The sequence below is a fragment of the Brevibacterium oceani genome (assembly GCF_013623835.1).
Taxonomy (GTDB): Bacteria; Actinomycetota; Actinomycetes; order Actinomycetales; family Brevibacteriaceae; genus Brevibacterium; species Brevibacterium oceani.
In genome coordinates, this window is record NZ_JABKDE010000007.1 from 115,733 (window position 1) to 136,616 (window position 20,884).

At 66.1% G+C, this 20,884-nt stretch carries 19 protein-coding genes; 7 read left to right on the top strand and 12 right to left on the bottom strand.

Translation table 11 applies throughout. The features are described 5' to 3' along the window. Positions 1 to 70: 70 nt before the first annotated feature. Complete coding sequence (locus HK401_RS15455; protein ID WP_181275552.1) at positions 71 to 1,132, bottom strand: 2,3-butanediol dehydrogenase; 1,062 nt, start codon at positions 1,130 to 1,132, stop codon at positions 71 to 73. Between the two features lie 241 nt (positions 1,133 to 1,373). Next, the gene (locus HK401_RS15460; protein ID WP_181275690.1) at positions 1,374 to 2,318 is read right to left on the bottom strand and encodes a VOC family protein; all 945 of its coding nucleotides are present in this window, start codon (positions 2,316 to 2,318) and stop codon (positions 1,374 to 1,376) included. 204 nt (positions 2,319 to 2,522) lie between these two features. Between HK401_RS15460 and HK401_RS15465 the strand changes: the two genes are divergently transcribed. Together HK401_RS15465 and HK401_RS15470 are read left to right on the top strand one after the other, a co-directional pair. Further along, entirely contained in the window at positions 2,523 to 4,112 is a 1,590-nt protein-coding gene (locus HK401_RS15465) for an acetolactate synthase large subunit (protein ID WP_181275553.1), read from the top strand. 43 nt (positions 4,113 to 4,155) lie between these two features. Then, positions 4,156 to 4,671: a hypothetical protein gene (locus HK401_RS15470; protein WP_181275554.1), complete on the top strand. Its 516-nt coding sequence runs from the start codon at positions 4,156 to 4,158 to the stop codon at positions 4,669 to 4,671. 66 nt (positions 4,672 to 4,737) lie between these two features. On the opposite strand, the gene rraA is transcribed toward HK401_RS15470, so the two are convergent. The 4 genes from rraA to HK401_RS15490 form a co-directional block, all read right to left on the bottom strand. Then, complete coding sequence (gene rraA / locus HK401_RS15475) at positions 4,738 to 5,205, bottom strand: ribonuclease E activity regulator RraA (protein WP_181275555.1); 468 nt, start codon at positions 5,203 to 5,205, stop codon at positions 4,738 to 4,740. Positions 5,206 to 5,246: 41 nt separating this feature from the next. Beyond that, positions 5,247 to 6,269, bottom strand: coding sequence for a D-cysteine desulfhydrase family protein (locus HK401_RS15480; protein ID WP_181275556.1), 1,023 nt, complete (start codon positions 6,267 to 6,269; stop codon positions 5,247 to 5,249). 17 nt (positions 6,270 to 6,286) lie between these two features. Next, complete coding sequence (locus tag HK401_RS15485) at positions 6,287 to 6,727, bottom strand: hypothetical protein (RefSeq protein WP_181275557.1); 441 nt, start codon at positions 6,725 to 6,727, stop codon at positions 6,287 to 6,289. A gap of 280 nt (positions 6,728 to 7,007) precedes the next feature. After that, the gene (locus HK401_RS15490; RefSeq protein WP_181275558.1) at positions 7,008 to 8,357 is read right to left on the bottom strand and encodes a dicarboxylate/amino acid:cation symporter; all 1,350 of its coding nucleotides are present in this window, start codon (positions 8,355 to 8,357) and stop codon (positions 7,008 to 7,010) included. A gap of 134 nt (positions 8,358 to 8,491) precedes the next feature. Here HK401_RS15490 and HK401_RS15495 point away from each other — a divergent pair, with 134 nt between their 5' ends. Next, complete coding sequence (locus HK401_RS15495) at positions 8,492 to 10,348, top strand: acyl-CoA dehydrogenase (protein WP_181275559.1); 1,857 nt, start codon at positions 8,492 to 8,494, stop codon at positions 10,346 to 10,348. 83 nt (positions 10,349 to 10,431) lie between these two features. Here the strand turns inward: HK401_RS15495 and HK401_RS15500 are convergent, their stop codons facing one another. The 3 genes from HK401_RS15500 to HK401_RS21085 all read right to left on the bottom strand — a co-directional run bounded on the left by HK401_RS15500 (position 10,432) and on the right by HK401_RS21085 (position 13,542). Next, positions 10,432 to 11,166: a phosphatase PAP2 family protein gene (locus HK401_RS15500; RefSeq protein WP_219921987.1), complete on the bottom strand. Its 735-nt coding sequence runs from the start codon at positions 11,164 to 11,166 to the stop codon at positions 10,432 to 10,434. Positions 11,167 to 11,302: 136 nt separating this feature from the next. Continuing rightward, positions 11,303 to 11,968: a response regulator gene (locus HK401_RS15505; RefSeq protein ID WP_219921988.1), complete on the bottom strand. Its 666-nt coding sequence runs from the start codon at positions 11,966 to 11,968 to the stop codon at positions 11,303 to 11,305. Between the two features lie 50 nt (positions 11,969 to 12,018). Next, entirely contained in the window at positions 12,019 to 13,542 is a 1,524-nt protein-coding gene (locus HK401_RS21085) for a sensor histidine kinase (RefSeq protein ID WP_309136015.1), read from the bottom strand. Positions 13,543 to 13,701: 159 nt separating this feature from the next. Between HK401_RS21085 and HK401_RS15515 the strand changes: the two genes are divergently transcribed. Then, positions 13,702 to 14,355, top strand: coding sequence for a DUF4352 domain-containing protein (locus HK401_RS15515; RefSeq protein WP_181275561.1), 654 nt, complete (start codon positions 13,702 to 13,704; stop codon positions 14,353 to 14,355). A gap of 68 nt (positions 14,356 to 14,423) precedes the next feature. Here the strand turns inward: HK401_RS15515 and HK401_RS15520 are convergent, their stop codons facing one another. After that, positions 14,424 to 15,215: a fructosamine kinase family protein gene (locus tag HK401_RS15520; protein WP_181275562.1), complete on the bottom strand. Its 792-nt coding sequence runs from the start codon at positions 15,213 to 15,215 to the stop codon at positions 14,424 to 14,426. A 31-nt stretch (positions 15,216 to 15,246) separates the two neighbouring features. Beyond that, positions 15,247 to 15,432 carry a 3-keto-5-aminohexanoate cleavage protein gene (locus tag HK401_RS15525; RefSeq protein ID WP_181275563.1) on the bottom strand — a complete coding sequence of 62 codons (186 nt, stop codon included), beginning with the start codon at positions 15,430 to 15,432 and terminating at the stop codon, positions 15,247 to 15,249. Positions 15,433 to 15,725: 293 nt separating this feature from the next. Here HK401_RS15525 and HK401_RS15530 point away from each other — a divergent pair, with 293 nt between their 5' ends. The 3 genes from HK401_RS15530 to scpC are packed head-to-tail and all read left to right on the top strand — an operon-like array spanning position 15,726 to position 19,543. Beyond that, positions 15,726 to 16,631: a formylglycine-generating enzyme family protein gene (locus HK401_RS15530; protein ID WP_181275693.1), complete on the top strand. Its 906-nt coding sequence runs from the start codon at positions 15,726 to 15,728 to the stop codon at positions 16,629 to 16,631. A gap of 39 nt (positions 16,632 to 16,670) precedes the next feature. After that, positions 16,671 to 18,017: an amidohydrolase gene (locus tag HK401_RS15535; protein WP_258234261.1), complete on the top strand. Its 1,347-nt coding sequence runs from the start codon at positions 16,671 to 16,673 to the stop codon at positions 18,015 to 18,017. Between the two features lie 23 nt (positions 18,018 to 18,040). Then, positions 18,041 to 19,543 (top strand): succinyl-CoA:acetate CoA-transferase ScpC, encoded by a 1,503-nt coding sequence (gene scpC, locus HK401_RS15540; RefSeq protein WP_181275564.1) that lies wholly within the window; start codon positions 18,041 to 18,043, stop codon positions 19,541 to 19,543. 24 nt (positions 19,544 to 19,567) lie between these two features. On the opposite strand, the gene HK401_RS15545 is transcribed toward scpC, so the two are convergent. After that, a complete protein-coding gene (locus tag HK401_RS15545) occupies positions 19,568 to 20,821 on the bottom strand; it encodes an SLC13 family permease (protein ID WP_181275565.1) in 1,254 nt (417 codons plus the stop codon). Between the last annotated feature and the right edge of the window lie 63 nt (positions 20,822 to 20,884).

The window sequence follows — 20,884 nt, forward strand, 5'->3', positions numbered from 1 at the left end:
AGCAAGTATGTGCCATAACTGCGCAACTATGCAAGGTCGTGTACCGGCTCCCTCCTGCGGAGGCCCTCGCTCAGGCGCGGGGGTCGACGATGATCTTCACGTGCTGCTCGTTGTTGTTGATGAGCTCGTCGAAGCCGCCGGTGATGAGGTCGTCGAGACCGATCTTGGCGGTGATGAACGCGGACAGATCGAGGTCGTCGCTGCCGGCCAGTGCGATCGTCGCCGGGTGGTCTCCCGAGTAGCCGATGGTGCCGCGCAGGTCGATCTCTTTGAGCACGAGCTTCGGCATGTCGACCTCGGGCTTGTGGCCCCAGATCGAGACGTTGACGATGACTCCGCCGGGGCGCACCGCGTCGAGGAGCATGTCGAGGACGACCGGCACCGAGGAGCATTCGAAGCCGACATCGGCACCATGGCCGTCGGTCCGTTCCCGCACCGCCTCGGCGACGTCCCCGTCTCTGGGGTCGAACACCTCGTCGGCGACCCCGGTCGAGAGCGCCTTGGTCTTGCGTGCCTCGGAGAGTTCGGAGATGAAGACGGTCAGTCCTTCGGCCTTGAGCACAGCGGCGGTGAGGAGGCCGATCGGCCCGGCCCCGCCGACGATGGCGACCTGCCCGGCCCGTGCCCCTGAGCGGACGAAGGCGTGGTGGGCCACAGAGAGGGGCTCGATGAGTGCGGCCTCATCGAGCGGGATGTCGCCGATCGGGTGGACCCAGCGGCGTTGGACGACGATCTTCTCGGCCAGCCCACCGCCGCGCCCGCCGAGTCCGATGAAGTTCATGTCCTTCGACAGCTGGTAGCTCTCACCGATGCTCGTGTCGACGTCGTCGGCGATGATGTAAGGCTCGACGACGACGTTCGCTCCGACCTCGAGGTCCGTGACTCCTTCGCCGAGGGCGGTGATCGTGCCGGAGAACTCGTGTCCCATCGTCACCGGTGCATCCTCGCCGGAGATCGGATGGGGATGGCCGGCGGGTGGGACGAAGATCGGGCCTTCGAGGTATTCGTGGAGGTCGGTGCCGCAGATGCCGCACCAGGCGACGTCGATGGCGACGGTGCCGGGCAGGAGTTCGGGTTCGGGAATGTCCTCGATCCGGATGTCCTTGCGATCGTGGAAACGTGCTGCTCTCATGGTGTGTCCTCTCGACGCGGTGGGCGGTTCTCGCCTCACCCTAAGGAGTCGTTCACCGGCAGGGACAGGGTTGCGCCCGATTGCATTCACCCGAGGTTGCATTGACTCGACAATGCCGGAGGCTGGTGTGTGCCTGCGACAATGGTCTGTGTGCCGGGGCCGGATAAGCCGAGCTCACAGGCGAGCTGAGGGCCCGGAACGCACTGGGCGTTCAGGGCCACATGCCGGCGATCGAGACCGATCACCGGGTCAGCGCCTCATCGATCGAGCTGGTGCCGATGGACAGCGTCACCTGCGTGCCCCACGGGTCGGACAGGCGCACCTGGCGTCCGTCGTCGGCGAAGTCCATCTTGCGGGCGCGCAGGCGGGCGACGAGGGCGTCGAGGTCCTCGCGGCCCGGAACGCTGATCGCGACATCGCCGAGTCCGAGGCTGGCCGCACGAGGGCCGGCGCCGCGGCTGTTCCAGGTGTTCATCGCGACGTGGTGGTGGTACCCGCCGGCGGAGGCGAAGAGCACGCCGGGCATCGAGGCCAGGGTGGGTTCGAAACCGAGGGCATCGACGTAGAATTCGCGTGCCTGCGGGACGTTGCCGACCTGAAGATGAACGTGCCCGACGATTCCCGGTTCCGCCGAGGTGGCGGCGAGGACCTCGTTGGTGAGGTGGCGCTCGAGGAACCTGTTGGGGTCGAGGTAGAGCGAGTCCATCTGCACCTCGCCGTCGACCGAATGAGTCCACTCCGAGCGGTCGCGATCGACGTAGAGCTCGATGCCGTTGCCTTCGGGGTCGGTGAAGTAGAACGCCTGGCTGACGAGGTGGTCGCTGGAGCCGACGAACCGGCTGTTCGTGTTCTGAGCGGCGTGAGCGACCGTTGCGGCCAGGGCAGCCTTGTTCTCGAAGAGGAACGCCGTGTGGAAGAGGCCGGCCTGGCGCGGGTCGACGCCGGGCAGTCCCGGGGTGGCGACAAGTTTGACCAGGGGAGTGGTGCCGCGACCGAGAACCCGATGGGTCTCAGCCCCGCGCGAGACCTCTTCGAGCGGCTCCATTGCGAGTGCGTTGGAGTAGTAGGTCGACATCTTCTCGAGGTCACCGACGCGCAGGGTGACGGCGTCCATTCCGGTGTCGGCGCTCAGCGTGGTGTCGTTGACGACGGGTGATGATGGTGTGGTGTTCTCGGTGACGGTCATGGCGCCCTCCCGGCCGGCGATCCTATAGTTTAACATTCAACTAATATCGTACAGAGATGGAACCGCGAGTGCAAGGAGGATATTCCCGACCGCCGATTCAGGCGAGAATGCGGTGTTTCGGCGAGGCATGATAAGACGGAGAACAACTGCTGTGCACGGTGAGCCGGTGGCTGCGCCACGAGGAACGTCCAAGGAGATGAGGGTATGAACGGTGCCGAGAGCCTGTTGGAAACGCTCGGCCACAACGGGATCGAGGTGTGCTTCGCGAATCCCGGAACCTCGGAGATGCACTTCGTGGCGGCCCTTGACCGGCAGCCGCATGTCCGCGGGGTGCTCGGGCTCTTCGAAGGGATCGTCACCGGCGCGGCCGACGGGTATTCGCGGATGCTCGACAAGCCGGCCGCGACGCTGCTGCACCTCGGGCCGGGTGCGGCCAACGGGCTGTCCGCTCTGCACAATGCGCTGCGGGCCCGCGCCTCGATCGTCAACATCATCGGTGATCACGCCGGCTATCACCGTGGCCTCGATGCGCCCCTGACCTCGGACATCGAGGGGGCGCTGCGGCCGTTCAGCAATTGGGTGCGCACCTCGCCATCGGCGAATTCGATCGCCGCCGATGCCGCCGACGCCATCGGCTACAGCCTTCCGGGTCGGATCAGCTCGCTCATCCTTCCCGCCGATACCGCGTGGAATGACGCCGACGAATATCACGGGCCACCGACCGCGGTCGTCCCGACGCCGGACCCCACCGATCCTGCCGTGGTCGATGCAGCCGCTGCGCGACTGAAGGATGCTGGGCGGCGGACTGCCATCCTCCTCGGCGGGCGGGCCCTGCGCACCGAACAGCTCGAAGCTGCGGCACAGGTTGCGGCGGCCACCGGTGCCTCGGTGCTGGCGGAGACCTTCGCCCCACGCGCCGAGCGCGGTGCCGGCCGACCGACGGTGACGAAGATCCCCTATCCCGTCGAACCCTCGGTCGAGCTGTTGAAGAACTTCGACGCCTTCATCCTCGTCGACGCCAAACCCCCGGTCGCCTTCTTCGCCTACCCCGATAAGCCGAGCGTGCTCACTCAACCGGGGTCGACGTTCTTCCCCCTCAGCCCCATCGGCGCCGATTCGCTGACCGCGCTCGAGGCGCTGCGCGAGGCGATCGGTGCAGGATCGAATGGGCATGACCTCGCCGAGGCGGCCGGCAGCGGTTCCCTGTTCCCCTCGGTGCGGGCGGAGCTCGCTCCCGCGCCCAAGCCGGATGGGACGATCACCCCGGCCAAGCTCGCGGCATGGCTCTCCGGGCCGATTCCCGAGAACGCGATCGTGCTCGACGAGTCGATCACCACGGGACGCGACTTCTACGCTCAGACGGCGACATCGGCTCCGCACGACTACCTCGGCGGAACTGGAGGATCCATCGGATGGGCACTGCCGGTCGGAGTCGGAGCAGCCGTCGCGAACCCGGACCGAAAGGTCATCGTGCTCGAGTCGGACGGCTCGGGAATGTACACGCCGCAAGCGCTGTGGACCTATGCCCGGGAGCAGCTCGACGTCGTCGTGGTCATCTTCGCCAACCGGAAGTACCAGATCCTGCGCAACGAGATGTCCAACGTGGGCGTGCCGGACTTCGGGCCCAAAGCGCAGTCCCTGCTCGACATCGGCAGTCCTGACATCGACTGGGTCAGTTTGGCCAAAGGGATGGGAGTCCCGGCGACACGCGTGGAGACGATCGAGGACCTCGACCGTGACTTCGCGGCCGGTCTGGCCGACTCGGGCCCGCGGCTCATCGAGGTGGCGGTGTAGGTCGATACGGTCCGCAGGTCACTCCGCCGATAGGGTGGGGTGCATGAGGTCCGTTTCGAAGTCTGCCCCTGTCATCCTGGCCGCCGGACTGGTCATTGCTTCTCTCATCGGTCTCAGCGGCTGCGGCAGCGACACCGGAAGCGCACCGGACGCGGAATCGACTCCGAGTCAGACTCTGGAAGTCGTGGCGCAGGGATTCGACTCGGCCGAGGACCTTGCGGACTACCTGGCGAAGTCCTTGGATGAAGTCGATGTCTACCTCGAGTCCGAGGCGAACCCGGACTTCGATGAGGAGAACGAACCCGACCGCCTCCACGTGGAATTCGCCTCCAGCGAGGACGAGGCGGCAGATATGGAGGCTACGGCGCAGATCGTCCAAGCCGTGTCACAGGCAGCCTTCGACTATGACATCCTCATGGTCACCGGAGACGTGTCCGCTGGAGAATGGTCGTACCTCTACCACCGGGACACGGTGGCCGATCTTACGACAGGGGACACCATCATCGTTGCCGGCGTCTGGGACGCGGCCGACCAGAGCTTCGACACCATCCACCGCTGAACTGTCAGCGTCTGGCCCCGGTCGCATCGACAGCGCCCGACCTGTGGGATCGCCTCGGGCGAGTGACTACTTCTCGACCGCGACCCCGTCGGCGTCGGCGAAGACCATGGCGCCGGGGCGGATCGTCGCCCCGCCGATCTCCACTGGCACATCGATCTCACCGACGGCGTCCTTCGCGCTCTTGCGGGGATTGCTGGCCAGGGCCTTGATCCCGAAGTCCATTTCGGCCAAGGCCTCGCGGTCGCGGATCGCGCCGTTGATGACGACCCCCGCCCAGCCGTTGCGGACACCCGCCTCGGCGATCATGTCGCCCATCAGGGCAGTGGCGATCGACCCGTCGCCGTCGACGACCAGGACGGCACCGTCTCCAGGCTCATTGAGCGTCTTCTTGACCAGACCGTTGTCCTGGAAGCAGCGGATTGTGCGGGCCGGGCCGGAGAACGCGACCTTGGCTCCGAAGTCACCGAAGTTCAACGCGATCGAGTACAGCTCATCGCCGCGTTCGTCCCAGAGGTCTGCCGTCGAAACTGTCATGTCTGTGCCTTCCGCTGATGTGGTGAGTATGGGCGACGCGCTCAGGCGAATGCCTGCGTTCGAGCATAGAGCCCGGGCACTCCGCCGGAGTGGATGAAGACCACCGTGTCGTCGGGTGCGAACCGGCCGCTGCGGACGAGGTCGATGAGACCGGCGGCGGCCTTGCCGGTGTAGACGGGGTCGAGGAGGATGCCTTCGGTGCGGGCGAAGAGCCTCACGGCCTCGACCATGCCCTCGGTCGGCAACGCATAGCCGGTGCCGACATAGTCGCCGAGGCCGACGACGGATCCACGCGGAACCTCCATCAGGCCCAGCCGCGCCGCCGTCGCCTGGACGAGGTCTTCGATCTTCGGTTCCTGATCGGCCTGCGATCGACTGACGTTGATCCCGAGCACCGAGGTCTCGGACTCGGCGGCATGGAATCCGACGACGAGACCCGCCTGCATTCCCGCCGAACCGCTCGGCGTGACCACGGTGGTGACATCGAGGTCCGCATCGGCGAACTGACCGAGCAGCTCCTGCGCACAGTCGACGTACCCGAACGCACCGGTGACATTGGATCCGCCGACAGGGATGACGTAGGGCGAACGGCCAGCTCTTCTCAGCTCCGCCGCGAGCTCTTCCGCACGCCCCAGGAGATCTGCACCGTTTCCGAGCACCTCGACCGAGTCTGCGCCGAGGAGGTCGAAGAGCAGGAAATTGCCCGTGAACTCAGGCGGGTTCGCCCCGGCAGGACCGAGTGCCGACCCAGTTGGGCCGAGGTCCTCCTCGACGATGAGATGGCAGTCGAGGCCCTCCCTGCGTGCTGCCGACAAGGTCAGACGGCAGTGGTTCGACTGAACTCCGCCGACGGTGATGAGGCAGTCGGCACCCTGCTCAAGGGCATCAGCGATGAGGAACTCGAGTTTGCGTGTCTTGTTCCCACCCTGAGTCAGACCGAGACGGTCGTCTCTCTTGACCCAGATCTGCGGCCCGCCGAGCTCTGCCGACAGCCTCGGCAGATGCTCAAGCGGGGTCGGACCATCGGTGTAGGTGCGGCGGGGAAATGCGTTGAGGTCGACCATGGTTCCGAGTCTACCGATCAGTTCGCGAAGGTGACCTCTCGGGCGGCATCGCCTCCGCCGTTCGCGGCGGCTTCGTTCCCGACGCTGAAAGTCATGACCTCGTGGGTGTCGAGATTCGTGTAGGAGACCCAGGTGTGGCCGGCCCCGGCATCGGCGGCCGTGCGGTGCCACCGCTTCGCATGCGCATCCCCGTGGTCGGCAAGGGTCTTGACGACTTTCGCCGTGGCCAGACGCTTGATCGTGTCATCATCACCGATGCCGTAGGCACTGACGAGCAGATCGGTGACTCCGAGCGAATCCGTCGGGTAGCCCGAACTCTGCGGTGCCTGTGAGGCGGTCGTCGCGGATTCGGCGGCCGAGACTGCCGAGACCGGTCCGGCGGTGACTGCCAGAGCCGCGGCAACGGCGACTGCGGCGATTCCTGCGGCGGCGGTCCGACTGCGGATGATGGATGACATGATGGGGCCTCCTTCTGCGTGTGATGTGTCATCGACATCGGCCAGTATCGTCACCCAGGATGAGAGCCAGGATGCGCCGGCTGAGAGCCGGATCGGAACGGGTCTCGGTTCGACGACACTGGCGTCTCAGAGTTGCCGCACAACTGTCATGTGGCAGGTTCGCTTGCCGCGAGATCCGCTTCGGGTCGGCTTTTGTCGCACTCGGTGTGCCCCAGCCCTGCAACCGGCCGCAGCAGTCGTTTGCAACGATCTCAGCGGTCTTTGTGAGACCGGATTGTGATCAGGAATTCTCGGATCGCGTCAGGGGCGGTGAATCGAGATCGACCTCCACGGATTCGGCGTCGTGCGGAGGTTCGGGCTTCTTCATCCAGCGCTTGCCGTCGAGGATCCGGGCGACCATCATCGAGCTCGCCTGGTCGCCGACCGCGTTGACGGTGGTGGCCGGTGGATCGATGACGGTGCCGATGATCTGGATGATCGGCAGGGCAGCGGCGGGGAAGCCGTAGAGCGTGATGATCATCAGCTCGCCGATGAATCCGCCCGAGGGGATGCCGGCCATGACCATTCCCGCGAGCAGAGCCACGGCGATGCCGATGAGGATGTTCCCGGGCGTGAAGAAATCTCGCTGGAAGACAGCGAAGAGGAACGCGATCTTGAGGATCGCGGACAGACTCGACCCCTCCATATGGATCGTCGCTCCGATCGGAATGATCGTCTCCCTGATATCGCGGGGGACTCCGATGCGCTCGCCGGCCCGCAGATTCGCCGGGATCGCCGCGACCGAGGAGGACGTGCCCAGAGAGATCGCCGTCGGCTCGATGATGTTCGACCAGAACTTCGTCACGCCTCGGCGACCGCCGGCGAGGAACGCGTAGAGCGTGAATGCGACGACGAAGTAGATGATCGCCACGGGATAGTAGACGAGGAAGGCGCGAACGTAGTCGCCGACGAGCTGTGCGCCGAGCTCGCCGATCAGTGCGGCGAAGTACGCACCCAAGCCGATCGGTGCGTAGTACATGATGATGGAGGTGAACCTGAGGAACACCTCGGAGCCGGATTCGAGGAACGCAGCGAAGGGCTTGCCCTTCTCACCGATGCTGCTGGTCGCGATGCCGACGATGACGGCGAAGACGATGAGGGCGAGCATGTGCTCGGCCGACAGGATCTTCGAGAAGTCATCGACGACGAAGGTCTGGACGAGCTGATCGCCGATGGAGCCGACCTCCTCGACGTCCTTCGGCTGGGTCATCTCGACCTGGACGCCCTCGGTCGCCTTGGTGATCCACAGCGCAGTGATCATGACGATCGAGGCGATGATGCCGGTGACGGCGAAGACTCCGAGCATTCCCCCGAGGATCGAGCCCAGCCGTTTGGCGGAGGACATTCCTGCCACGGCAGAGGAGATGGAGAAGAAGACGAGAGGAACGACGAGGGTGAACATCATGTTGATGAACAGCGTCCCGAACGGCTTGATGACCGTGGCTCGCTCGCCGAAGGTCAACCCGATGATCGCACCGATGACGACACCGGTGAGGATGAAGAGCGGGAACCGGTAATTGCGCAGGATTCGGGCGCGCCTCGAGCCGGACCGCACCTCAGCGGCGGCGTCCGTGCCGGCAGGGGAGGACATAGGTTCTGCCTTTCACATAGTGCGTTCTGCCCGACCGATCCTACTGGTCGGGATGCGCCGACGGGCACACATCTTGTCAGAAAGGAGGCTTGCACTCTCTGCACTGAACGAACGATTAGTCTAAACTGAGGAACGTGACTGAAGAGAACACAGGCAACGGCGCCGACCCGACCACCGCAGAAACCCTCCTGTCATCCAGGGACATCGGCTTCCTCCTCTACGACTGGCTCAAGGTGGATGAACTCACCGACAGAGACCGCTTCGCCGACCACTCCCGCGAGGTCTTCGACTCGCTCCTGTCAGCGAGCGAGGACCTGGCCAAGGCGAGCTTCGCCACGCATTCGCGCAAGTCCGATCTCAACGAACCGACCTTCGACGGACAGACGGTGACCCTGATCCCGGAGATCAAGACAGCCCTTGACCAATTCGCCGACATCGGGCTGCTCTCGGCGACGATGGACGAAGCCGTCGGCGGAATCCAGCTGCCGCAGACGGTGGCGAAGGCGTGCTTCGCATGGTTCCAGGCCGCCAATATCGCCACCGCCAGCTACCCGCTGCTGACCATGGCGAATGCGAATCTGCTGCGCGAATACGCCGATCCCGCTCTCGTGGAGAGGTACGTCGGTCCTGAGCTCGATGGACGGTTCTTCGGCACCATGTGCCTGTCCGAACCCGAGGTCGGCTCCTCCTTGGGCGACGTCACGACGAAGGCCGTGCCCGATCCCGCCGGCAGCGATGGAGCGTTCCGCATCCACGGCACGAAGATGTGGATCTCCGGCGGCGATCACGAACTGGCGGAGAACATCGTCCACCTCGTCCTCGCCCGCGCCGAGGGCGACGGACCGGGCACGAAGGGGCTGAGCCTTTTCCTCGTTCCGAAGTACCTCGTCGACGCCGACGGCAGCCTCGGCGAGCGCAACGACGTCGTCCTGGCCGGACTCAACCACAAGATGGGCTGGCGGGGAACGACGAACACGCTGCTCAACTTCGGTGAGGGGACCCACCGTCCCGCCGGTTCCGCGGGGGCGATCGGCTACCTCGTGGGGGAGCGCGGGCAGGGCCTGTCCTGCATGTTCCACATGATGAATGAGGCGCGCATCGGCGTCGGGGCCGGTGCGGTCGCACTGGGCTACCGCGGATATCTCGACGCCCTGGCCTACGCCCGCGACCGTCGCCAGGGCCGCCCCGACGGAGCGAAAGGCGCGGATGCCGGCCAGATTCGGATCGTCGAGCACGCCGACGTCCGCCGCATGCTGCTGTCATCGAAGAGCTACGTCGAAGGCGGGCTCGGACTCATCCTCTACGCCGCACGCCTGCTCGACGAATCCGAGACCGCTGCCGAGGCAGCCGACCGTGACCATGCGGCGCTGCTGCTAGACGTGCTCACCCCGATCGTCAAGACCTGGCCGAGCGTCTGGTGCCTCAAAGCCAACGACCACGCGATCCAGGTGCTCGGCGGTGCCGGATACACCCGCGACCACGACGTCGAGCAGCTCTACCGCGACAACCGACTCAACCCGATCCACGAAGGCACCCACGGCATCCAGGCCAAGGATCTGCTCGGTCGGAAGATGATCATGGCCGGTGGTGCCGGGCTTGAGGTTCTCCTCGAGCGGATGCGACAGACCATCGCCGAGGCGGCCGAGAAGTCCGCATGGAACGCCGAAGCCGCGGCGCTGAGCGCCGCCGTCGAACGCATCGGAACCGTCACCGCGGCCGTCTGGGCCGAGCTGGATCCCACCCTCGCATTGGAGAATGCCTGGACCTATCTCGAGGCCGTCGGACACACCGCCATCGCATGGCTGTGGTTGGAGCAGGGAATGGCCGCCGAGGCGACCGCCCGAGATCGCGGTGACTCACCGATCCTGCGCGGCAAGATCGCGACGGCCAGATACTTCTTCACCCATGAGCTGCCGCTGACCGGTCCGTGGTTCGACCTCGTCGAATCCCGCACGACGACGTTTCACGACCTCGACGACGTTTGGCTGTGACGCACTGTCAGCGGTGACGCACTGCCGGCCGTGACGCACTCATGCCGCTGACGTAATCACGGCGGTGACGCTCTGCCGGGCGCTCAGGTCCTCAACGGCGGCACACGCCGATCGACGCTCATGATGATCCGCAGGAACAGTCCGCCGGCCAGCAGACCCCCGACGAGGTCGGTGGCCCAATGCCATCCGAGGGCGAACGACACAACGACCGAATTCGCGCTGATCACGGCGACCGCCCACCACAGACGTCGGACGGTCCGGGTGGAGGCGCTGCTGTAGGTGGCGATGAGGTAGGCGACCGTGCCGTAGATGAGCACCGCCTCGGCTGCGTGACCAGAGGGATAGCTGATTCCGCGGTCCCCGAGGTCGAGCAGACCGCCCTGGAAGAATCGGGGGTCGTGCAGCGTCGTCGCGGGTCGGGCGAGCAGCAGCTTGAACGAACCGACACCGAGGTAGAACGCGGCCTCGGCGGCGACGGCGATGACGACCGGCCGCCATGACCGCCGCCGACGGGCCAGCGTGATCGCTGTGACGACGAGCACCGGAAGGCAGACGGCCTGACCGGCGATGGGGTCGAGGATGTGCTGGACGAACCAGACGAGGTCCTGATTGAAGAGGTAGAGCCACCGGCGGTTGAGCTTGTAGTCCCAGACGCGCAGCGGCCCTGCGGCGAGCACCGTGACCACGGCGAAGGCCAGGGCCAGAACCCAGATGGGGGTTGCCCGAAGGAGCAGCCCCTGTAGTCGAGCCGTCCGGGGACTGGGTTCGGAGGGGCTGCCGATCATATCCTCGGATTCGACATAAGACTCAGCAACCATCACTGCCGATCTTAGACGGAGCAGACAATCACTTCTGCGATTGGCGATAAAGAAACGATGAATTCTGGAACGGATTTCGTCGATGCAGGACGATGCCGGCCCGTGCAGCACTCATTCTGTGCAGAGTCGACCCGGCTCAGATCTTCTGAGCTCTGACGACCATCGTGGCGATGCGCACGCGATTGTCCGTATCGAGTTTGATGTTGATGCGATTGAGGTGCGTCTTCACCGTCGCCTGACTCATGAAGGTCCGCTCGGCGATCTCCTGATTCGACAGGCCCTCGGAGACGAGCTCGGCGATCTCCAGCTCCTTGTCGGTGAGTGCCGCCAGGAGCTGCGCGGCTTCGCGCTGCAGGCGATGGTCGGCGCTCGAAGTGACCTTCGCGATGATCTGCCGCATCGACCGCGGCGCCAGGATCGGTTCTCCTGCGTGGACCCTGCGGATCGCGATCGCCAGATCAACCGGTCCGATGTCCTTGAGCAGGTATCCGTTCGCTCCCGCTTCGAGCGCGCGGAAGAGATGATCGTCGCTGTCCATGCTCGTCAACGCCACCACCTTCGGAGGACGGGTGCTGTTGACGAGGCGCTCGGTCGCATCGATTCCTCCGATCCCCGGCATCCGGATGTCCATGAGCACGACATCGGGGTAGTGCAGGGCCGCCTTCTCGATGGCTTCTTCGCCGCTCGCTGCGGAGCCGACCACCTCGATATCGTCTGCGGCCTGCAGAATCCCTCTGATCCCGGTGATGACCATGGGATCGTCGTCGACGACGATGACGCGAATCGGAGCGGATGGGTTCATGATCGTCAGATTACCTGAGCCGCTCCGACCCGCAGGCCACGAAGAAGGAATCAGGTGCCGGGTGGAAACGGCGGAAAGCTCACGTCGACGAGGAACTCGCCTCCACGCGCCCCGATCGTCGCCGAACCCCCGTACAGGTCGACCCGCTCGCGGATGCCGACGAGGCCGGCCCCCGAGCCCGACGAAGCCAGATCGCCAGAGACCTGAGCCGAAGGGATGTGAGCCGCGGAACCCCCGGCCACGGAGCTCTGCGCCGCCGAACTCCCAGCCGCGGAGACCGGCCGGCCCGACGCCGCTGAGTCCGGGGCGAACTGCGGTCGCGGCGGCACCTGGACGAGGCCAGGCGACGCTGTGATCGGATTGGCGGCGACGATCCGTGCCCCACCGGCCGCCGAGACGGAGACGCTGACGTTCACCGGAGAATTCGGGGCATGCTTCATCGCATTGGTCAGCGCCTCCTGGACGATGCGATAGATCGCCCGGTCCAAACCCGTGGGACAGTGTTCGACATCCTGGATGATGATCGAAGGGCGGATGATCGTGCCGGTGGTCTGGACTGATGCGATGAGCTGCGGGATCGACTGCAGCGACGCCCGGTTCGGTGGCGTCACACTTCCGCGGTGGGTGCTCGGATCGGTGAGATCTCCCTCCCTCACCCCACCCACGAGGTGGCGCAGTTCCTCCAGAGACGCGCGTGCCTCCTGCCGCAGCGCCGCCGCCGTCGACGCGACCTCGGGGTCGGTCTCGGCACCGATCTCGAGGGCGCCGCTGTGCAGAGAGATCACCGACAGCCGGTGCGACAGCGTGTCGTGGAGTTCGCGCGCGAGCAGTTCGCGTTCGGACTGTCGCGCGAGCTCGGCGGTGAGCGACTCGTTGCGCAGGGTCTGACGCTCCGCGAGCGACTCCACTCTCCTCATCCTCCTCGTCCGTCGCAGCAGCGCACCGACCCCGAGGCTCACCCCCAGTCCGATGGTGGACGCGGCGATGGTCATGATCGTCATGGCCAGCAGCGAATCATCGGGTGGGACGGCCGCCTCGGCGCCGGTGACCTGCGCCGGGTCGGGCAGAAAGAAGAGGCCGAACGGGTTGCGCCGTGCCGGAGCCAGACACATCCTCACCGTCGACCCGACGACCAGCGCGAATCCCACCGCCGAGGCGATGATCGCCTGCCGAATCGGCGCGCGGATGACGAGGTGGAACAGCCCGATGAGCAGGAGGAAGGCATCGCCCCACCCCGTGGTGAGCACAGCCCCGGCGACGAAAAGGGCCCACGGCCAGCGACGGCGGAGGAACACGAGCCCCCAGACGGGGATGAGGAGCAGCACCGTGACGATCCCGGCGTCGTTGAGCTCGCCGTCGGAGAACGCCCACGGAGCCGCCGTGACCGCCATCGCCGAGGCGAAGAACCCGAGGAGGAAGAGGACGATGCCGATGAGGATGCTTCCCGCGATGCGTACGGCGCGAGGGATCGTCCGGGGTCGCGCCGCCGGCGGGCCGACTCGACTGCGATGCTCGGCCGCGGCTGCCGGTGGCTCCGGACCGTTGACGGTCGGAGGGAGGAATTGTTCTGCCACAGAAGAATCGTAGCCGCGACCCCTGACGCGTGTAGTCCACCGATCGGCTGAGGTCGATCAGCCGATCGGCCAGCCGGTTCGAGCCGAAGTGCGGACGTGCGATCGGACGGGACCGACGAGGCTGATGGAGTCAGCCGGCAACCGTTTCGAAGGAGCGCCATGTCCCACCCGCAGAACCCCCAGAATCCACCGCAGCAGCCCTCCGGTCAGAAGCCGCGGAAGCCGAAGAAGCCCCTGCTCAAACGCTGGTGGTTCTGGCTGATCGTCATCGTCGTCCTCATCGCCCTGGTCAGTGCACTCGGCGGCGGAGGAGACGAAACCAGCACCGAATCGGCCGACTCCACCTCGGCAGACGAACAGCAGGCCGGCGGCGGCGAAAAGGAGGCGAAGGCTGAGAAGCCCGCCGAAGAGTCCGCACACGGCATCGGCGACACGGTCGCCGCCGACGACTGGGAGATCACCGTCGACGAGGTCGAAGACGGGGTCTCGAAGGTCGGCGACGAATACCTCGGAGCCGAGGCCCAGGGACAGTTCGTGCAGATCTCACTGTCGGTGAAGAACACCGGTTCCGAACCCGACTACTTCTTCGAAGACGACATCAAACTCGCCGACGATCAGGACAACACCTACTCCGCCGATTCCGAAGCGGGCATCTACGCGGCGAAGGACAACATCCTCTTCCTCGAAGAGATCAACCCCGGCAACACCGGGAAGGGCGTCCTCGTCTTCGACGTGCCGGAGGACGTCGACCCGAGCCGGCTCACCTTCGCCGGCGGATTGTTCGCCGATCCCGTCGAGATCTCACTGAAGTAACCGCTCCGGGCTCAGCGAGTTCCGGCCGGCAGGACCGGTTCGACCCGGTGCATCGGGTCGGCCCGGTCCTACGCCTGCAGCTGTCGTGCGCGAGCAGTGATCGACCTGGCCGCGCCCAGGGTCTGAGCGAGGAAACCGCGACCGAAGAGCCGCACATGGGCAAGCAGTGCGAAGAAGCTGTGCACGGGCAGGTCCTCCCGCCACCCCGCAGGCATCGGATGAACCTCCTCGTAGCCGGTGAAGATCTCCTCGAGGAACGGTGTACCGAAGAGCGCGAGCAGCGCGAGATCCTCCAGTCGGTGCCCGCCGTGGGCGGCAGGGTCGATGAGCGTGCACCCGTCAGGAGTCCACATGAGGTTGCCGGCCCACAGATCGCCGTGCACCCGGGCCGGCGCTTCGACGCCGTCGCCGCAGATGCCGTCGAAGGCGCCGCTGCGGATCACCTCGATCGCCGAGGTGACCGTGACCTTCTCATCATCCGTGAGCTCGCCGTCGAGCCAGGTGAGGATCGGCGACAGGCGCTGATCGGCCCAATAGTCGCAGAAGGCCGACACCGCATCGTTGGCAACGGCGAACGGGGCGTAGAGGGGACCGAAGAACGCCGATTCGGACGGCGACCAGCCGAACCCGGGAGCGCCGGAGTCATGGAGCCGCGCGAGCCTGCGGTCGAACACTGCGGCGGCATTCGCGTCGGACCCGACCTCCTCGAGGCGCTCGAGCCGCAGGTGGTCCTCGCCGGAGTCGATGACTTCGACGACGGGGATCACCCCCGGTTCGGCCAACCACTTCAGCCCGGCCGCCTCGGCGGCGAAGAAACCCTGAGGTGCGTCACTGTGACTCTTGAGGTGATGGTCGTTCATGCCTCCAGGCTAGCGCTCGACCATACCGCAGTCAGGTGCTCAGCTGAGCGATGAGCCCCGCCGCCACGGCGACGAGTTCGGCATTGCCCGTCGCCTGGCTGCCGTCGATGAGCACGGGCGTGTCCTCGAGGCCGGTCCGCACCGCGTGCCCGCGTCGGATCGCTCGCGCGTTGACGATCCAGGAGGCGATTCCGTCGCCGTGGTGGACCTGCGGCAAGGCGATCCGTGCCTCGGTGAGGACATGCTCGATCGCCGCCGCCGTTGAGGGCGACGTGCAGCCGTGGGATCGATGATGACTGTGCGCTCATCTCTCAACCTTCTCGCCCTCACAGCACCGAGTACAGCCGACATCGTAAAGTGGTGCGAGCAGGAGAATCGAGGCAGAGGGGTGCACACGTGAACGCAGCGGTCGACGGAACGGACGGCGGCCTCGGCGCAGGTGCGCATTCCTGCTGCGCACCTGCGGTCGAGCGGGCGACCGACAACGTCTCCAGCGACGCAGGTGCGGCGATGCCGACCGCACGGGCAGATGAGGCCGTCGGCTTCAGCTTCGACTTCGTCACCTCAGGCGGCACCTTCGACATGGGCGACCCCTTCGGCGACGGACACCCGGCAGACGGAGAAGGACCTCGACACCGCGTGTGGCTGAGTGACTACGAGATCGCTGCGACGACGGTGACGAATGACGACTTCGCCCGTTTCGTCTCGGCGACGGGCTTCGTCACCACCGCAGAGAGGCTGGGCACATCGGCGGTGTTCGCGATGCTGCTCGAGGACAATCCGCAGGCTTCGGGCCACGTCCTCGGCCGGGCGCCGGGAGTGCCCTGGTGGGTGGAGGTCTCCGGCGCGCACTGGGCGGCACCCGAGGGACCCGGCTCCGATCTCACCGACCGGGCAGACCATCCCGTCGTCCACGTCAGCTGGGACGACGCGGTCGCCTACTGTGCGTGGTCGGGCACCCGCCTGCCGAGCGAAGCCGAATGGGAATGCGCCGCCCGCGGCGGACTCAAAGGACGTCGCTACCCGTGGGGCAACCGGGTGCTCATCGACGGGGACTGGAACTGCAACATCTGGCAGGGCGAGTTGCCAAGCAGGAACACCCGCGACGACGGGTACATCGGGACCGCACCGGCCAGACACTTCGCCCCGAACGGCCTGGGTCTGTACAACACCGTCGGCAATGTGTGGGAATGGTGCGCCGACTACTTCGACCGCGACTACTACCAGCGCTCGCCGCAGGCCGACCCGCGCGGTCCCGAGTTGGGGGAGAAGAGGATCATGCGCGGAGGATCCTTCCTCTGCCACGACTCGTACTGCAACCGCTATCGCGTGGCGGCGCGATCATCGAACACCCCGGACTCCTCGGCGTCGAACATCGGCTTCCGCGTGGTCCGGTCCGCCTCGACGGGGGAATAGGATCGGTACAGTCGACCGCACCGATCCGAGGACACGAGAATGACATCGTCAGCACCCGAATCGACCATGACAGCGCTGCCGGAGGGACTGGAGGATCGACTCGTCGCCTGGCGACGTGACTTCCACCGGTTCGCCGAACCGGGATGGACGGAGTTCCGCACCACCTCGGCGATCATCACCGAGCTGCGCGAGCTGGGCTGGGATACGGTCTGCGGACCCGAGCTCCACGAGGCGAGTGAGCGGTTGGGTGTGCCCGACGCCGAGGTGCTCGCCGCCGAACGCGAACGAGCCGTGGCCCAGGGCGCGGATCCCGAACTCGTCGAGGCGATGGGCGATGGGTTCACCGGTGTCCTCGGCATTCTGGAGACCGGCCGCCCGGGCCCGGTCGTGTGCTTCCGCTTCGACATCGACTCCAACGACCTCGTCGAATCGGCAGACCAATCGCACCGACCCTTCGCCGAGGGATTCTCCTCGGTCAACGAGGCGGCCATGCACGGGTGCGGCCACGACGGGCACGCGGCGATCGGACTCGGACTCGCCACCGTCCTCAGCGACCGACTCGAGGCACTGACCGGGACGATGAAGATCATCTTCCAACCCGCCGAGGAGGGGGTCCGTGGGGCGCATTCGATCGTCGCCGCCGGCTGGTTCGACGACGTCGACCTCTTCGTCGCCACGCATCTGAAGTCCGATGACGGCAAGGGCAACATCGTCACCGGGTCCGACGGATACCTCGCCAGCACGAAGTTCGACGTCACCTTCACCGGAATCGGCTCCCACGCCGGTGGGGACCCCGAGAAGGGCCGAAACGCCCTGCTCGCCGCCGCCTCGGCGACACTCGGGCTCCACTCGATCCCGCGCCACTCGGCCGGCGCGAGCCGGATCAACGTCGGCACCTTCCACGCGGGGGAGGGCCGCAATGTCGTGCCCCGTGCAGCGACGATCCGTGTCGAGACGCGCGGACAGACGAGCGAGATCAACGAGTTCATGTTCGCCCGAGCCGAGGACGTCATCGCGGGAGCCGCGCGGATGCAGGGAGTCGACTGCGCACTCACGGTCGTCGGGCGCGCCGACCGCGAGGATCCGAGCCCCGAACTCCTGCCCTTCATCCGGGAGAGCTTCACAGGAGTCCCCGGGGTCGCCGAGATCCGCGACTCGAGCGGAGTCGGCGGATCGGAGGACGCCACGGCCATGATGAAACGGGTGAAGGAGCGCGGTGGCCTGGCCACCTACGTCCAGATCGGCATGGACACGACCGCCGGGCACCACACCGAGTGCTTCGACGTCGACGAGGACATGCTCGGCCTCGGGGTCATCGCCGAAGCCAGGATCGCCCTGGGTGCGCGGGCCTTCCTCGCTGCGCAGAGGCCCGAGCCGACCGTGTGAGAGCGTCCGATAGACTCACATGAATGTCGAGAATCACCTGCCCTGAGCTGAAGAAGACCGTTTCCGCCGATGAGGCGGCCCGTCATATCGACAACGGACATCGCGTGGCGATGAGCGGTTTCACCGGTTCCGGCTACCCGAAGGTCGTGCCGGGCGCCGTGGCCGCACGCGCTCGCGCGGCCCATGACCGCGGGGACGACTTCGGCATCGAACTGTGGACCGGCGCCTCGACCGCCCCCGAACTCGACGGAGTCCTCGCCGAGGCGGATGCCGTGAGCAAGCGTCTGCCGTTCCAGTCGGACCCGGCGATGCGGTCCTCAATCAACTCCGGGGCGACCGAATACGTCGACACCCACCTCAGCCATTCCGCCCAACAGGCGTGGTTCGGCTTCTACGGCAACCTCGACGTCGCCGTCGTCGAAGTGGCCGCGATCCTGCCCAACGGGCTGCTCGTGCCCGGCAGCTCCGTCGGGAACTCGAAGACCTGGCTCGACCTCGCCGACAAGGTGATCCTCGAGGTCAACTCCTGGCATCCGCGGGCCTACGAAGGCTTCCACGATGTCTACTACGGAACCCGGCGCCCGCCCGAGAGGCTGCCGATCCAGCTGCTCGAGCCGATGCAGCGCATCGGCGACCCCTATCTGCGGGTCGATCCGGCCAAGGTCGTCGCCGTCGTCGAGACGAACGCGCCGGACCGGAACCTCCCGTTCAAGCCCGCCGACGAGGATTCGAAGGCGATCGCGGCTCACCTCGTCGACTTCCTCCGACACGAGATCGCCGCCGACCGACTGCCGCCGGAGCTACTGCCCCTGCAGTCCGGCGTCGGCAACGTCGCCAATGCCGTCATGGGCAACCTCGCCGACAGCGAGTTCACGGGACTGACCGCCTACACCGAGGTCATCCAGGACGGGATGCTCGACCTCATCGACGACGGGAAGCTCACCTCGGTCTCGGCCACAGCCTTCTCGCTCTCGGCCGAACGCGCGGCCGACTTCAATGAGAACATCGAGTCCTACAAGGGGCGGATCCTGCTGCGGACGCAGGAGATGTCGAACCATCCCGAGGCGATCCGCCGTCTCGGCGTCATCGCCATCAACGGCATGGTCGAGGCCGACATCTACGGCAACGTCAACTCCACGCACGTGATGGGTTCGTCGATCATCAACGGCATCGGCGGCTCGGGGGACTTCGCCCGCAACGCCTATCTCAACTTCTTCGTCTCGAATTCGCTGGCCAAGAGCGGGGCGATCTCGTCGATCGTGCCCTTCGCCAGCCACATCGACCACACCGAACACGACACGCAGATCCTCGTCACCGAACAGGGGCTGGCGGATCTGCGGGGACTCTCGCCGGTGGCGCGGGCACGGAAGAGCATCGCCGAATGCGCACACCCGAGCTATCGTGACCGACTCTCCGACTACCTCGAACGGGCGATCGCGGCCAACCCCGCCGGACGGCACACTCCGCACCTCCTCGGCGAGGCCCTGGCCTGGCATGGGAACTTCCAGGTCGGCGGAAGGATGTGAGGCGAACGCGCCGAGGCGGCTGGTTCAGGCCGCGACCCACGTCGGAACGGCGGCCACCACCCAAGCCAGTCCCGGGCCGATGAGGCACATGAGGCCCGCATAGCCGATCATCTGCCGGTAGTAGCGGTCACGGATCGACGCATCGACATTGGCCAGCAGCATCGCACCGTTGGTCGAGAACGGACTGATGTCGACGATCGTCGCCGCGATCGCCAGAGCAGCGACGAAGCCGCCGACATGGACGTCTCCGGATTCGAGGAACGGCACGGCCAGGGCGATGACGACGCCGATGATCGCCAGAGATGACGCCAGTGCCGAGATCAGGCCGGACATGTAGAACAGCAGCAGTGCGGCGAGCAGCGGAATGCCGATCGATGAGATTCCCGCCGAGACCCATTCGACGGTGCCCGCCTCCTGCAGCACGGCGATGTAGGTGAGCACGCCGGTGATGAGGATGACGACCGACCAGGAGACTTTCGACATCGCCGCCTTGCCGGCTGCTGGGTCGATCACGGCGAGGACGATCGCGATCGTGATGGTGACGAATCCGACGTCCCAGCCGAAGGCGATCACGGAGACGGCCATGGCGGCGAGGCCGATGATGGTGGGGATCTGCGAGCGGGAGAGCCGGACCTGCGCCTCATCCTCGGCGGCGGTCGCTTGGTCGTCGGCCTCGGCACGCAGGCCCGGCCGCCGGCGCAGGACGAGGTAGACGACGAAGGCGAATGCGAGGTTGAACAGCAGCGGGGCGAGGAACAGCGACAGCGGTGTCGGGGTCAGCCCGTTCTTCTCCAGGTAGTCGTTGATGAAGATGCCGTAGACGCTGATGGGGGAGAACGCTCCCGCCAGTGCACCGTGGACGACGAGGAGTCCGGTCATGAACTGGTTGATCCGGTTCCGGCGTGCGAACGTCAGCGCCAGCGGAGCGATGATGGCCACGGCGAAGAGCGCGCCGAGGGCGATGAGGACGGCGGTGAGTGCGAAGAAGATCCACGGCATGAGGGAGACCCGCCCGCCGACGAGCCGGACACACCAGTGGACGATGACCTCGATGACACCGTTGTTCTGTGCGAAGCCGAACAGATAGGTCAGGCCCACCAGGGTGAGGAACAGGTCGACGGGGAACCCCGAGAGGAACTCCTCGGGCGCCTGGTGGAGGACGAGTCCGCCGACGCCGGCGGCCGCAATGAACCCGAGCAGGCCCATGTTGAGGTCGCGCCACGTGCCGATGACGAACATCAGTCCGAGGACGACGACGCAGATCAGTTCCGGACTCATCTCAGCTTGTTCTCCTTCACGCTCATTGCGCGCGAACGATCCATGACCGTTCGCGCTCCATCC